Annotated in this window: 15 protein-coding genes; 13 read left to right on the top strand and 2 right to left on the bottom strand. The window is 64.1% G+C overall.

Annotation, left to right across the window (positions count from 1 at the left end):
• Positions 1 to 220 precede the first annotated feature (220 nt).
• The 6 genes from LK434_RS06490 (at position 221) to LK434_RS10565 (ending at position 4479) form a co-directional block, all read left to right on the top strand.
• Positions 221 to 2773, top strand: coding sequence for a DNA topoisomerase I (locus LK434_RS06490; RefSeq protein WP_040360493.1), 2553 nt, complete (start codon positions 221 to 223; stop codon positions 2771 to 2773).
• Between the two features lie 114 nt (positions 2774 to 2887).
• Positions 2888 to 3316: a tyrosine-type recombinase/integrase gene (locus tag LK434_RS06485; protein ID WP_050754936.1), complete on the top strand. Its 429-nt coding sequence runs from the start codon at positions 2888 to 2890 to the stop codon at positions 3314 to 3316.
• A 51-nt stretch (positions 3317 to 3367) separates the two neighbouring features.
• Positions 3368 to 3643, top strand: coding sequence for a type II toxin-antitoxin system Phd/YefM family antitoxin (locus tag LK434_RS06480; protein WP_050754937.1), 276 nt, complete (start codon positions 3368 to 3370; stop codon positions 3641 to 3643).
• Positions 3644 to 3652: 9 nt separating this feature from the next.
• A complete protein-coding gene (locus LK434_RS06475; RefSeq protein ID WP_006719989.1) occupies positions 3653 to 3952 on the top strand; it encodes a type II toxin-antitoxin system RelE/ParE family toxin in 300 nt (99 codons plus the stop codon).
• A gap of 60 nt (positions 3953 to 4012) precedes the next feature.
• Entirely contained in the window at positions 4013 to 4231 is a 219-nt protein-coding gene (locus LK434_RS10570) for a restriction endonuclease subunit S (RefSeq protein ID WP_083784171.1), read from the top strand.
• Complete coding sequence (locus tag LK434_RS10565; RefSeq protein ID WP_006719991.1) at positions 4162 to 4479, top strand: restriction endonuclease subunit S; 318 nt, start codon at positions 4162 to 4164, stop codon at positions 4477 to 4479. Before LK434_RS10570 ends, LK434_RS10565 begins: the two co-directional genes overlap by 70 nt.
• Here LK434_RS10565 and LK434_RS06465 read toward each other — a convergent pair.
• The gene (locus tag LK434_RS06465) at positions 4445 to 4660 is read right to left on the bottom strand and encodes a restriction endonuclease subunit S (RefSeq protein WP_006719992.1); all 216 of its coding nucleotides are present in this window, start codon (positions 4658 to 4660) and stop codon (positions 4445 to 4447) included. The two genes, LK434_RS10565 and LK434_RS06465, sit on opposite strands and share 35 nt — an antisense overlap.
• Positions 4657 to 4962, bottom strand: coding sequence for a restriction endonuclease subunit S domain-containing protein (locus tag LK434_RS06460; protein WP_006719993.1), 306 nt, complete (start codon positions 4960 to 4962; stop codon positions 4657 to 4659). Before LK434_RS06460 ends, LK434_RS06465 begins: the two co-directional genes overlap by 4 nt.
• Before the next feature lie 174 nt (positions 4963 to 5136).
• Here LK434_RS06460 and tmk point away from each other — a divergent pair, with 174 nt between their 5' ends.
• The 7 genes from tmk (at position 5137) to LK434_RS06425 (ending at position 13243) form a co-directional block, all read left to right on the top strand.
• A complete protein-coding gene (gene tmk / locus LK434_RS06455; protein WP_006719994.1) occupies positions 5137 to 5814 on the top strand; it encodes a dTMP kinase in 678 nt (225 codons plus the stop codon).
• A gap of 2 nt (positions 5815 to 5816) precedes the next feature.
• Positions 5817 to 7148, top strand: a complete 1332-nt coding sequence (locus LK434_RS06450) for a DNA polymerase III subunit (RefSeq protein WP_227917679.1) — start codon at positions 5817 to 5819, stop codon at positions 7146 to 7148.
• Entirely contained in the window at positions 7139 to 8815 is a 1677-nt protein-coding gene (ricT, locus tag LK434_RS06445) for a regulatory iron-sulfur-containing complex subunit RicT (protein ID WP_227917678.1), read from the top strand. Before LK434_RS06450 ends, ricT begins: the two co-directional genes overlap by 10 nt.
• 377 nt (positions 8816 to 9192) lie before the next feature.
• Positions 9193 to 9924: a ComF family protein gene (locus LK434_RS06440; RefSeq protein WP_006720000.1), complete on the top strand. Its 732-nt coding sequence runs from the start codon at positions 9193 to 9195 to the stop codon at positions 9922 to 9924.
• A gap of 557 nt (positions 9925 to 10481) precedes the next feature.
• Positions 10482 to 11480 carry a substrate-binding periplasmic protein gene (locus LK434_RS06435; RefSeq protein WP_006720001.1) on the top strand — a complete coding sequence of 333 codons (999 nt, stop codon included), beginning with the start codon at positions 10482 to 10484 and terminating at the stop codon, positions 11478 to 11480.
• A 145-nt stretch (positions 11481 to 11625) separates the two neighbouring features.
• Positions 11626 to 12210 carry a ribosome hibernation-promoting factor, HPF/YfiA family gene (hpf, locus tag LK434_RS06430; protein WP_006720002.1) on the top strand — a complete coding sequence of 195 codons (585 nt, stop codon included), beginning with the start codon at positions 11626 to 11628 and terminating at the stop codon, positions 12208 to 12210.
• A gap of 70 nt (positions 12211 to 12280) precedes the next feature.
• A complete protein-coding gene (locus LK434_RS06425) occupies positions 12281 to 13243 on the top strand; it encodes a DegV family protein (protein ID WP_006720003.1) in 963 nt (320 codons plus the stop codon).
• Positions 13244 to 13264 lie beyond the last annotated feature (21 nt).

Genomic DNA, 13264 nt, shown 5'->3' with positions numbered 1-13264 from the left:
GCCCGTTGCGTGCGTGTGTCCGTCGCTCGAATGGTCATCGTCCGCGCATGTCCGTCGCCCGCGCATGACCATCGCGCGCATGGCGCGTGCGAGCGCAGCCCTCAACATGGGCTTTTCGCGCTTCTGCAAGAACTCGTGTACACTGACCCCACACCATATATAGATACCGTCGGCGGCCCTTGTGGCGCGCCGCATCGCGCACATCACAAAGGAGCGAGTCGTGAAGCTCGTCGTTGCAGAGAAGAACATCGCCGCGCAGAAGATCGCGCAGCTGCTGGCCGATGCCGGCAAGCCCAAGAACGACAAGGTCTACAACACGCAGGTGTACCGCTTCACCGTGGATGGTGAGGACTGGGTGTCCATGGGCCTTGCCGGCCACATCCTCGCGCCGGACTTTCCCGACGAGATTCTCTTTGACAAGCAAAACGGCTGGTACAGCGTGTCCGCCGAGGGCGAGGTCCTGCCCGCCGATGTCCCGGACGGCCTTGCCCGCCCGCCGTACGACACCAAGCGCAAGCCCTTCCTCGCCAACGGCATCTCCATCAAGGGGTGGAAGGTCGAGAGCCTGCCGTACCTCACGTGGGCGCCCATCGTAAAGCTCCCCGCCGAGAAGGAGATCATCCGCGTCCTCAAGAACCTCGCCAAAAAGGCCGACGAGGTCATCATCGCCACGGACTTCGACCGCGAGGGCGAGCTCATCGGCGCGGACGCGCTCAACATGGTGCGCGAGGTCGCGCCGGAGTTGCCCGCCCGTCGCGCGCGCTACTCCGCGCTCATCAAGGGCGAGGTCACCGAGGCGTTCAACAACCTCGTGGAGCTCGACCAGGACCTGGCCGACGCCGGCGAGTCCCGTCAGTACATCGATCTCATCTGGGGCGCGGTGCTCACGCGTTACCTCACGCTCGCCAAGTTCGGCGGCTTTGGCAACGTGCGCTCCGCCGGCCGCGTGCAAACGCCCACGCTCGCCCTGGTGGTGGAGCGCGAGCGCGAGCGCATGGCGTTCGTTCCCGAGGATTACTGGCAGATCCGCGGTATGGGCGAGGCCTCCGGCCAGGAGTTCAAGATTGCCCACACCACGGTGCGCTTTACCGACAAGGCTGCCGCCGAGGCCGCGTTCGCGCACGTGAGTGGTGCTGAGACCGGCACGGTGACGGCGGTTGCCAAGCGCAGCCGCAAGCAGCAGCCCCCGGTGCCGTTCAACACCACGGCGCTGCAGGCCGCCGCTGCCGCCGAGGGCATCAGCCCCGCGCGCACCATGCGCATCGCCGAGTCCCTCTACATGAGCGGTTTCATCTCCTACCCCCGCGTGGACAACACGGTGTATCCCAAGACGCTCGACATCGAGGGGATCGTGAAGGGTCTCGCGTCCGGCACGCCGGCGCTTGCGCCCGTGTGCAAGAAGGTCCTCGCCGGGCCCCTCACGCCCACGCGCGGCAAGGTCGAGACCACCGACCACCCGCCCATCCATCCCACGGGCCAAGGTGACCCCACCACGCTCGACGGCGGCCAGCTCAAGCTCTACAACTTGATCGCCCGCCGCTTCCTCGCGACCCTTATGGGCCCGGCGACCATCGAGAACACCAAGCTCTCCATCGACGTCGCGGGCGAACCGTTCGCCGCGAGCGGCGACGTGCTGGTGGAGGCGGGCTTCCGCGAGGCGTACCCCTACGGCCTCAAGCGCGACGAGCAGCTGCCCGCGCTGGCCGAGGGCGACGTGATCGACGTGCGCGACATCAAGCTCGAGGCCAAGCAGACCGAGCCGCCCACGCGCTACAGTCAGGGCAAGCTCGTGCAGGAGATGGAGAAGCGCGGCCTGGGCACCAAGTCCACGCGCGCGAGCATCATCGAGCGCCTGTACGCCGTGCGCTACCTCAAGAACGACCCCATCGAGCCGAGCCAGCTGGGCATCGCCATCATCGACGCGCTGTCGCAGTTCGCCCCGCGCGTGACCACGCCCGAGATGACCGCCGAACTCGACGCCGACATGACCATGGTGGCCGAGGGCAAGGACACGCAGGACCACGTGGTGGACCACTCGCGTGCGTTGCTGGCCGGCATGCTCGACGCGCTGATCGAGCACAAGGACGACCTGGGCGAGGCCATCTCCGACGCCGTGACCGCCGACGCCCGCGTGGGCGCGTGCCCCAAGTGCGGCAAGGACCTGGTCATGAAGACGAGCGCCAAAACGCGCGGCAGCTTCATCGGCTGCATGGGTTGGCCCGACTGCGACGTGACCTACCCCGTACCGAGCGGCGTCAAGGTGAGCCCGCTTGAGGGCGAGGCTGCCGTGTGCCCCGAGTGCGGCGCGCCGCGCATCAAGTGCCAGCCGTTCCGCCAAAAGGCCTATGAGCAGTGCGTGAACCCCAAGTGCCCCACCAATTACGAGCCCGACCTCAAGGTGGGGGAGTGCGCCGTGTGCCGTGAGGCCGGACGCGCCGGGGGCGATCTGATCGCGCACAAGTCCGAGCGCACCGGCAAGCGCTTTATCCGCTGCGCCAACTACGAGGAGTGCGGCGTGAGCTATCCGCTGCCCGCGCGCGGCAAGCTCGAGGCCACCGGTGAGGTGTGCGAGCACTGCGGCGCGCCCGTGGTGGTGGTCGAGACGGCCCGAGGCCCGTGGCGCATCTGCGTGAACATGGACTGCCCCGGCAAGGAGAAGAAGCCCGCCCGCGGCAAGGCGGCGGCGAAGAAGGCCCCGGCCAAGAAGACCGCCGCGAAGAAGACGACTGCTAAGAAGGCTCCCGCGAAGAAGGCTGCAACTAAGAAGGCGTAGGGAGTCTACAAATTGCCAGCTAAGAACCCGGGCAGACTTTCGCTGCCCGGGTTCCGCATATCGGTGCGATTCAGCGTCTAAATGGTTGATTTGCTCGCATCGACGGGGGTGCGCGTGGGAGAGTTTATCCGCCTGGACATAGACGACGTCGATATTCAGGGGAGGGAGTGTGTTGTCACGGGCAAGGGTAACAAGCAGCGTCCCGTGTACTTCGATGCGCGGACAAAGCTTCATCCAACCGCGTACCTTGAATCACGCAAAGACAGCAATCCGGCGTTATTCGTGTCTCTCAATGGGAGGACGCAACGGCTGAGCGTCTGTACGATCGAGAAGAGGATGAAAGCACTGGGGGAGAAAGCGCAGATCGGTAGGGTGCATCCTCATACGTTCCGACGCACGCTGGCCACGCACGCAATCGACAAGGGCATGCCCATCGAGCAGGTACAAAAACTGCTGGGCCACTCCAAGATCGAAACTACTATGCACTACGCCATGGTGAACCAAAGCAATGTAAAGGCATCTCATGAGAAGTATCTATTCTAGTTGAGTAGTGCTAAAATTAGGGCTACTTACAGTGCTAAAAAAGGAGCTGAAATGAGTCCTTCAGTAGCGACGGTTGGTATGGCCGAGGCAAAAACCAACTTCAGCAAACTTACCGCGAACGCGAACGCAACGGGTCTTCCTGTTACGGTGTTCAAGAACAATAAGCCTTGGGTGGAGATTCGTCCGTTGGCAACGCCTCGCAATGATTTCAAGGGCATGCCTGCAGAAACCATTGAAGCAATTCAGGAGACTGAAGACATGTTGGCGGATCCCGCTCACGTGACGTATGCGTCCGCCGACGACTTGTTTGCTGCGCTTGGGTTGTAGGGGATGCGAATGTACCCGGCATCATTTTCCCCGCGGTTCGAACGCGATGTGAAGGCGTGCAAGAAGAAGCACTGGAATATTGCGGCGTTGAAGGTTGCAATTGCTGAGCTGCTTAAGAGCGATGAAGAGCAGCTATCAAGACGCTACAAAGACCATGCGCTCGTTGGTTCATGGCTGGGTTACCGAGCGATTCACGTGGATTCAGCACCAAATCCTGCTAAGGATCAATGGGTGCTCATGTACAAACTGATCGGCAATGAGCTTGTGTTCGTCCGAACAGGCACACACGAAGAGGTGTACGGGAAATAGATGCTGTTCGATGAGTCTCGTGGGATTTGAATTTAAACTGCTGGAATAAAGGGTTGGACGATGGTTTTCAAGACAATGCGGCTTGGTGATGTGCTGGAGTTGCGAAGAGGCTTCGATTTGCCCAAATCGAAGCGAGAGAAGGGTGGCGTTCCCGTTTATTCGTCATCTGGCACATCTGGTTATCACTCTGTTTCAGCGGTTGATGGGCCATGCTTGGTAACTGGTCGTTACGGCACGATTGGTCAGGTGTTTTATTCGGAGAAGCCGTGTTGGCCTTGAATACCTCTCTTTATGCAACGGAATTCAAGGGTAGCAATTCTCGCTTTCTGTATTACCTTCTTAAAACATTGCCATGGGAAAGCTACGCTACAGCTAGCGCTGTGCCGGGAATCAACAGAAACCATGTGAATGCAATCCCCGTTTGTCTTCCTGATCTGGAGTGTCAAATAGGGATTGCATCCATGCTCGGCGCCTTAGATGACAAGATTACTCTCAACAATCGGCTAAATGGCTATTTAGCTGCGTGAGGTCGACCTTCGAGACGTCGATCTCGCCGGACATGAGCTTGGGAAGCAGGGCATCGCGAAGCAGACAGAGCCTGCGATTCTCCAATTCGAGCGACTTCTGCTGTTCAAGGATTGGGTGGGAAAATGCGCTGAATTCCGCACGCAGCTGCTCGTTCGGCAATGAAAGAGGAGTGGACTTCATCGTGCTGCCAGACACTTCTGGAAACGTCGTTCCGGCGCCCATATCTGCGATCTTCTTTTTATTTCTACGAGGAAACAGTAGACGAAGGCGGTGCCGAACTCCTTCTTGGGCACGATCGACTTAAGCCCTTGGTTCGTAGCCACATCGGCAGCCGCAATGGCCACGTTCTCGACGGCGCCGGGAAGGAGGGCGTCGTCATATCTGTCGGACGCGCGAATGACATCGGGGCCGTAAAGATGCTCGTATCCGAATTCATCGCGAAGCACCTCAATAATCGATTGTTCGTAAGAAACTTCGCTCATGCTGGCTTGTTCAAAACAAGCTTCGCATCGTACGTTTCAACATGCGGGACGGTCATGGGGGCTCCGTTAATTCGAGGTAATGAGCTTATTATCTCGCAAGTTGTCGCATTCTGCTAAAGGTGCGCGTCGCGGTATGATGAGAGTTCGTTTTTTACGTCTGGAAGGGCGCTCTATATGACAAAAGGCCACTTCATAACCGTTGAGGGTATCGACGGTGTGGGCAAATCGACCCAGGCGGCACTTATGGAAGTGCTCCTTGATTCTGCCGGTTATGACGTGCTGCGTCTGCGCGAGCCAGGCGGCGTTTCCATTTCCGAGCAGATTCGCGCAGTCCTGCTCGATCCCGCCAATGACGAGATGGGCGACATGTGCGAATTGCTGCTGTACGAAGCCGCGCGCGCCCAGCTCGTGCATCAGGTGATCAGACCCGCGCTGACAGCTGGCAAGACGGTGATTTGCGATCGCTTTTACGATTCGACCACGGCGTATCAATCTTTTGCCGACGGCTTGGACCGCGACATGGTGTTTCAGGCAAACGAGCTTGCGGTCGACGGTTGCCGTCCTGATCTGACCCTGGTGTTTGATCTTCCTGTTGAGGATGCGCATCGTCGGCGTTCCGATCGATCGGCCGAGGACCGTCTCGAGTTGAAGGGTCGGGATTTTCAGCAGAGGGTCTCGGAGGGTTTCCGTGCGGTTGCTGCCGATGAGCCGGATCGAGTGAGGCTAGTCGATGCCGGCGGGTCTATTGCCGAGGTGTTTTCTATCGTTGTTGACGAACTGCGCGCCGCCGGCATGGATGTATCTGACTCTGATGTCGAGGCGGCTCTCGCGGTGATGAGAGGGGAGCGCTAGCCATGCCTGAGTCCCTCGCACCCAACAGCCTCCTCGCCAGGCTCGACACCCAGCCGCGTGTGCGCGACTTCCTCGCTCGCGCGGTCAAGAGCGGCCGCGCGAGTCACGCGTATCTCTTCCTGGGCTCGCCCGGTTCGGGAAAGCTCGACGCCGCTTGGGCCCTCGCTCAGGCGCTCCTCTGCTCAAACGCGTCGGCGCCCGGTGCCGTGCCTGCCCACGCCGGCGCCGCGTCCGAACGCATCGCCGCCGCGCCGGATGCCGCGCCCGCCCCGGCTGCCTCCCCCGATGTGTCGCATAACTGGAAAAACTTCGAGAAATCGCAAAGTTTTTCCAGTTATGCGACCAATTCGTCCACTCCCGGGCGGTCGGCGGCCGTGGCCAACCCCGGCGCTTGCGCCGCCTGCGACGATTGCCGTCGCGTGGCGCGCCGAACGCACCCGGATGTGCACTACCTCGCGCCCGAGTCGGCCACCGGCTACCTCATCGCGCAGACGCGCGACCTGCTCGAGGACGTGGCGCTTTCGCCCATCCGCGCCCGCTGCAAGGTCTACATCATCGACCGGGCCGAGCAGCTCCGCGCCAATACCGCCAACGCCCTGCTCAAGACGCTCGAGGAGCCGCCGGCCAACGTGACGTTCATCCTCTTGGGAACGAGCACGGACGTCATGCTCCCCACCATCGTGTCGCGTTGCCAGTGCGTGCCGTTCCGCCCGCTGTCGCTCGAGGAGTCGACTGTCGCCGTGGAGCACGCCACCGGACAGCCGGCCGCCCGATGCCGCATGGCGGTCGCGGTGGCGGGCAGCCCTGCCCGCGCGGTCGAGTTTCTCAAGTCCGCCGATCGTGTGGCCGCCCGCCGAGCCATGGTCCGCGCTGTTGATGCGCTCGCCCGTGCGGACGAGGCCGATATCCTTGCGAGTGCCAAGGACCTCATGGGTGCCATTCACGCCCCGCTCGCCGAGGTCAAATCGACGCAGCAGGCCATACTCGAGCAAAACCAGGATTATCTTTCGCGTGGTGCTTTAAAGCAGCTGGAAGACCGCAATAAGCGCGAGCTGAACGCCCGCGAGCGTTCGGGTATCATGGAAGCGCTGGCGAGCGTGCGCTCCTTGCTTCGCGACGTGCTCATGATGGTCGAGGGCGCTCAGGGCTCGCCGGTCAACGACGATGTCTCAGACGTTGTCGAGCGTATCGCCGCATGTGCCACCACGGCGGGCGTCATGCGCGCGCTTGACGCCGTGGCGCAGGCGGAGGCTCGCGTCGCCCGCAACGTCACCCCCCAGCTGGCCGTCGAGGTCATGCTTTTCGATATAAGGAAGGCGCTGAAATGCCCATAGTCGTACCCGTTAAATTTGCCTTCGCCGCCCGCGAACTGTGGTTCGATCCGCGCGACCTCGATATCCTCGAGGGCGATCACGCCATCTGCTCCACCGAGCGCGGCACCGAGATCGGCCTGGTCACGGCCGACCCATTCGAGGTTGAGCCCGAGGAGCTCGCCGCCCCGCTCAAGCCCGTCCTGCGCATCGCCACCGATGCGGACCTCGATCGCGCCGACGAGCTTGCCGACGCCGGCGAGGACGCCATGTTCGACTTCCGCCGCCTGGTGGAGAAGAACGGCTTGGATATGAAGCCCGTGGGCGTGGAGTACCTTTTTGGCGGCGAGAAGGCCGTGTTCTACTTCGCGGCCGAGGACCGCGTGGACTTCCGCCAGCTGGTCAAGGACCTCTCCGCGCACTTCCACGTGCGCGTCGACATGCGCCAGATCGGCGTGCGCGACGAGACCCGCCTGCAGGGCGGGTACGCCACGTGCGGCCAGGAGCTGTGCTGCACGCGCTTTGGGGGGCAGTTCGAGCCGGTGTCCATTCGCATGGCCAAGGAGCAGGACCTGCCGCTCAACTCCGCCAAGATCTCCGGCGTGTGCGGCCGCCTCATGTGCTGCCTGCGCTATGAGTTCGAGGCGTACAAGGACTTCAAGAGCCGCGCGCCCAAAAAGAAGACGCTCATCGACACGCCGCTCGGCAAAGCGCGCATCATGGAGTACAGCACCCCGCGCGAGCAGCTCGTCTTGCGGCTCGAGAGTGGCAAGGTGTTCCGTGTGAACCTGTCCGACATGAGCTGCACGAGCGAGAACAAGGAGCGTTGCGAGCAGCAGAAGTGCGCATGCCGTCCCGACTGCGTGACGCGCGACGTCCTCGAGCGCCTCGATTCGCCCGACCTGCAGCTCGCCCTCATGGAGCTCGATCGCAAGAACGGCGTCGACGTGGGCGACGGTCTGTCCACCGCCGATCGCATCGTGGCGTCCGGTCCCACGCCGCGCCGCAAGCGCATGCGCGAGGAGGAGGCCGCAAAGTTCGAGAGCGCCGCTTCCGGGAAGTCCGGACGTGGGCGCAAGGGCTCGTCCGCGCCCGCGAGCGCGTCGGCCAAGGGCAAGGCCCAAGGCAAGAACGACGTGACGGGCGAGGAGCTGCCTGGTCGCAGGCGCCGTCGTCGCCCGGCCGAGGGCGATGAGCGAGCCTCGATGCCTGCGGCATCCGATGACATGACCACCGCGGGCGCCACGCCGGGAGGCCGTCGCCGCAGGCACCGCTCCGGTGACGGCGCACAGGCCGCCGCACGTGAGGGCGCCGCCCGCCAGGCCGGCACGGCAGGCGAGTCGGCAGGCGAGACGCAGGGCCGCAGCCGTCGCCGCACCCACGTGGCCTCGGGCGATGCCGCGACGTCTCAGGCGGCGTCTGCCGGCTCGAATAGTGCGAACGGTCAGCGTCGCAAGCGCTCCCGCAAGCCCGAGACCCCGTCCGTCGCCGATCAGCTCGCCGAGGGCGATGTGAAGGTGCAGCGCCGTCGTCCCGGAGACGGCGGTGGCGCGCAGGGCCAGACGCGCATGGCTGCCGATCCGGCCGCTCAGGGCGAGGATGCGCCCAAGAAGCGCCGCCGGCGCAGGAATCGAAAGCCCAAGCAGGACGGTCCGGACGGTTCCGGGTCGGCTGCGCAGCAGGCCGAGTAGATGGGCGCCTGGGTTTCAGGCGTGCCGCACGAACGGCGATGCGCCCTCCCTCGCAGATGCGGGGGAGGGCTTTTTCATGTCGCGCCAGAGATGTGCCAGAGCTTGCGCGGCGTTGTGTCTGAACATGGTTGCCGGAGAGGCAGGCGCGGTGGATGGCTGGTGGCAGTTATCATTCAGAAGGGTCTGAGTGCCATGCTTCCCGCGCTTGCGCCGCGCGCGACCACATCGTCCGCGGCCGCGCTTGCGCCACGCGTGACCGCATCGCCCGCGACCGCGCCGATCGGGCCCCGGTTGCCCGCGCTCTCGTGGCCCGCACCGGCGCGGCCCGTGCTCATCCTGCGCGCGCGTTGGAAACCGCATGCAAGGGAGGGGTGCCCATGAGCGCGCAATCCCGCTTGGCGGCGGTGACGGAGGTCATAGGCGAGTTGTTGTCGCCCACGCGCTGCGCGTCGTGCGAGCGCCCGGGCGCGCTCATATGCGACGACTGCCTGCGGACCATGGTGCGCATCGACCCCGCCCATGCGTGCCTTCGGTGCGGGGCGCCGTTTGGGGACATGCTGTGCACGGAGTGCCGGGGTGCCGCCTCCGACCTTGACCGATGCCTCGCCGCGGTGGTGTTCGACGGGCCGCCCGCCCGCATCGTTCGCGCGTACAAGGACGCGGGCGAGCGCCGCCTGGCGGAACGGATCGCCGAGATCATGCTGCGCGCCGCGCTCGAGGCTGAGCGCGCGGCGCCGGAGCGCTACGGCGGGATGGTCAGCGCGGCGGACGCGGTGACGTTCGTGCCCGTGACCGCCTCGGCATATCGGCGGCGCGGCTTTGACCACATGGAGTCGGTCGCGGGCGCGTTTGCAGCCATGAGCGGCGCCTCTTTGCTCGACGCGCTCATCAAGCACGGCAGTGCCGACCAGCGGGCCTTTTCCCGCGAGGAGCGCCTCGAGTGGTCGCAGGGTGCATATGAGGTGGTCGAGCAGGTTCGCGGTGCGCGCCTTGTGCTGCTGGACGACGTCATCACCACCGGCGCGACCATGAACGCCGCCGCGCATGCGCTCAAGGAGGCGGGCGCGGAGCGGGTGGACGGCTTGGCGTTTGCCCGCGTGTGGGGATAGGCGCGCGAGGGCAAGCGCGTGAGCGCGGGTGTTTCGCATGCGCCGCCATGCGATGGCACGGCGCGTAAGGGCGGCGTGCTTCACGTGCGCGCCCACGCAGGGGCAACCGGCGCGCGAGGGCGGCGCGCTTCATGCGCATGGCGTCGCGCGAAGGCGCCGACGTCCGTTTTACCCGCCACGGCCTGTAAGCTGCGGTATAATGCCCCGCAGTTCCTTCCAGGCTGTGGTTGCGGGAGCGTGCGGACGTCCGTTTTGCGCATCCCTAGTCCAGGACAGACGCGGTCAAAGGGATCCACGTAAGCCGATGCGTGCGCGCAAAGGCGATCATGGCGCGTCCTAGAGGTCAGTCGCACCGTCCGTCATACACACTGAGGCAATAGGTGCCTCGCGGGCGAGCGGGCTAGTCGTGAGGCCGTTGCGGCGGTTGAGCAAACGTCCCGGTGCGCAGGTGTGGGGTCAAAAACCAGGTCAGCTGGGGGAACATCGAATATGGACGCTCGCGTGCATGGGCGCGTGGGCGAGTACGGGCCAGCTGAGTCGAGTCGGGGGAGAACGCGATGCGGGCAATGAACGGGACGGGCAAGTCGGGCCGCGCCACGGCGCTCGCGGTGGGGGCGTGCACCTGCATGCTCACGTTGGGCTTGAGCGGCTGCGTGTTCACCACGCCGTCTCGCGCCGAGGTCGAGCCCGAGCCCATCGAGGCGGTGCTCACCTCCGACGACCTGGTGAACGACGGCGTTCTCACCGTCGCCATGGACACCACGGACGCTCCGCAGGCCATGACTGACGCCGACGGCGCTCCATCGGGCTACTACGCCGACGTTGCGCGCGCCCTTGCCGAGCGCCTGGGGCTCGATCTCAAGGTCGTCTCGTCCGCGAACGCCTCCAGCGCGATCGAGGACGGCGAGGCGGATATCTATCTGGGCACCAAGATTGCGGATGACGATGAGGGCCTTGCGGTGACCGAGGCCATCGTGGGGGACGCCTCGTCCGTCTTTGCCCACAACGAGGACGGCTCCCGTGAGGCACCCGCCCTGGACGCCGATTCCCTTGCGGGCTCGGTCATCGCCGTTCAGAGCGATTCCGCGTCTCAAGACGCCCTCGACCGCGGCGGTGTGGACGCCACGCTCAAGGCCTGCTCGAATGTGAACGAGTGCTTTGAGGCTCTCTCGTCGGGCGCGGCGGATTACGTCGCCTGCGACGCGACCGCCGGCGCGTATCTTGCCCGCGCCTATCCCGGCACCGTGTTCGTGGCGACGGTCGGCTCGCTTTCGACGTATGGCATCGCCATGCCGGATGTGGACTCGGATCTTACCCGCGCGGTTGAGGATGCCATGGATGGACTGCAGGGCGATGGCACGCTCGAGGCCATCTACCGCTCGTGGTACGGGTCGCTACCGTTTGACCTCGCGGGTTCGCGACTCTCCGGCCTCACTGCCACTTCTGACGATGAAACAGCAGGTCAGGATGGTGAAGATCAAGGGGAGACGGGTTCGTCTTCGTTGCAGGGCGATAGCGACCTGACCTTTAGCGGGGACATCAACGCCATCGACTAACCGTATTGGACGCTTTGCGCCACGAGAATTCGGCGGCCGGTGCCCATGTTCCAGTTAGCGGGAACGGCGCGAGCCGGCGTGTGGAGACTCCAATCTTGGGTACAACAAGGGCATGGTCCTATCCCCGGATAGATTGGAATCACGTATGGAAATCAAGGTCTCCGGTCGCAAGACAACGGTTACTGATGCACTGCGTGCCCACGTCGATGAGAAGATCGGCGAAGCCCTCAAGGTGTTCGACATCGAACCCATGACCGCGGACGTCGTCCTGCGTTACGAGAAGAACCCCTCCAACCCTAATCCCGCCATCGTCGAAGTCACCGTGCGCGCCCGCGGCTCGGTGATCCGCGTCGCCGAGCACGGCGCCGACATGTACGCCGCCATCGACTTGGCCGCCGATAAGGTCACGCGCCAGCTGCGCAAGTTCAAGACGCGCGTGGTGGACAACCGCCAGCAGGGCCTGTCCGCCGCCGAGGTTGCCCCTGTCGAGCCCGTCGCCGATCTCGCCGACCTGCTGATTCCCGAGGAGGAGGACGATCAGCTCGTCCGCGTCAAGGAGATCGAGCTCACCCCCATGACCGAGGAGCAGGCGCTCGTTCAGACCGACCTTCTGGGCCATGATTTCTATGTGTTCGAGAACAGCACGACGGGTCTGATCAATGTGGTGTATCACCGTAAGAATGGTGGATACGGCATCATCAAGCCCAAACTTGAGGTTGAGGGCGAGTAAAATAGCATCCATTGCATGATTCGGATGGCGGCCATCCCATGTGGGTGGCCGCTACTTTGTTACGAAAGGCATGCGTATGGATAACACTTCCGCCGCGGACGGACGTCCCGGCTTGTGCCGTATCGTCATCGACACGTGCGCCGACCTCACGCCCGAGGTCGCGGCCACGCTCGATGTGGACATCTTGGGATTTCCCTACATTTTGGACGGTGAGGAGTTCACCGACGATATTTGGAGCACGATCACGCCAAAGGAGTTCTACGACAAGCTCCGGGCGGGCTCCAAGGCCTCGACGTCGGCCGTTTCCCTCGGCCGTTACATCGAGTTCTTCACACAGTGCGCCGAGGAGGGGACTCCCACGGTGTACCTGTGCTTTACGAGCGCCCTTTCCTCGAGCTACAACTCGGCGTGCCAAGCCGCCGATTGCGTGCGCGCCGAGCATCCCGATTTTGAGCTCTACGTGGTGGACAACGCGCTGCCCTGCTCGTGCGGCGAGCTGCTCGCCATGGAGGCCGTGCGCCAGCGTGCCGCCGGGTTGTCCGCGCGCCAGTTGGCCGATTGGGCCAACGAGGCAAAGACCTATGTCCATGGCTATTTCACCCTGGACGGCCTCGATGCCCTCGCGGCGGGCGGTCGCATCCCGCCGGCGGCGGCGTCGCTTTCGTCCAAGCTGGACATCAAGCCCGAGCTCTCGTTCGACCTGGCGGGCTCGCTTTCGCTCATCGGCGTGAATCGCGGGCGCAAGAAGGCGCTCAAGTCGCTCATCAAATCGTTCAAGGAGAACTACGAGTTCGACCCCGCGCTGCCCTTGGCGATCGTGTCCTCCGACGCGGAGAAGGACGCGGACTGGCTCGAGGGCGCCGTGCGCAAGGAGCCCGGGTGCGAGGACCTCACCATCCTGCGCGGCTCGGTGGGCCCCACCATCGGCGCGCACGTGGGCCCCGGCATGGTCGCCCTCATCTTTTGGGGAAAGAACCGCGCCGATAAGATCTCGCTGACCGACCGCATCGCCAACCGCGTCCGCGGCGAGTGACCGTCCATCGCGCGCGGCCTC

The organism is Collinsella stercoris DSM 13279 (assembly GCF_020735465.1).
Lineage (GTDB): Bacteria > Actinomycetota > Coriobacteriia > Coriobacteriales > Coriobacteriaceae > Collinsella > Collinsella stercoris.
This window is presented reverse-complemented; position numbering and strand designations above follow the sequence as displayed.

Coding starts and splice junctions, on each gene's coding strand:
- LK434_RS06460 (WP_006719993.1), bottom strand. CDS start 4,962: ATGAGCGAAGTTTCTTACGAACAATCGATTATTGAGGTGCTTCGCGAT.
- LK434_RS06435 (WP_006720001.1), top strand. CDS start 10,482: ATGCGGGCAATGAACGGGACGGGCAAGTCGGGCCGCGCCACGGCGCTC.
- LK434_RS06425 (WP_006720003.1), top strand. CDS start 12,281: ATGCGTATGGATAACACTTCCGCCGCGGACGGACGTCCCGGCTTGTGC.
- LK434_RS10570 (WP_083784171.1), top strand. CDS start 4,013: ATGGTTTTCAAGACAATGCGGCTTGGTGATGTGCTGGAGTTGCGAAGA.
- LK434_RS06475 (WP_006719989.1), top strand. CDS start 3,653: ATGTACCCGGCATCATTTTCCCCGCGGTTCGAACGCGATGTGAAGGCG.
- LK434_RS06465 (WP_006719992.1), bottom strand. CDS start 4,660: ATGAAGTCCACTCCTCTTTCATTGCCGAACGAGCAGCTGCGTGCGGAA.
- tmk (WP_006719994.1), top strand. CDS start 5,137: ATGACAAAAGGCCACTTCATAACCGTTGAGGGTATCGACGGTGTGGGC.
- LK434_RS10565 (WP_006719991.1), top strand. CDS start 4,162: ATGCTTGGTAACTGGTCGTTACGGCACGATTGGTCAGGTGTTTTATTC.
- LK434_RS06480 (WP_050754937.1), top strand. CDS start 3,368: ATGAGTCCTTCAGTAGCGACGGTTGGTATGGCCGAGGCAAAAACCAAC.
- ricT (WP_227917678.1), top strand. CDS start 7,139: ATGCCCATAGTCGTACCCGTTAAATTTGCCTTCGCCGCCCGCGAACTG.
- LK434_RS06440 (WP_006720000.1), top strand. CDS start 9,193: ATGAGCGCGCAATCCCGCTTGGCGGCGGTGACGGAGGTCATAGGCGAG.
- hpf (WP_006720002.1), top strand. CDS start 11,626: ATGGAAATCAAGGTCTCCGGTCGCAAGACAACGGTTACTGATGCACTG.
- LK434_RS06450 (WP_227917679.1), top strand. CDS start 5,817: ATGCCTGAGTCCCTCGCACCCAACAGCCTCCTCGCCAGGCTCGACACC.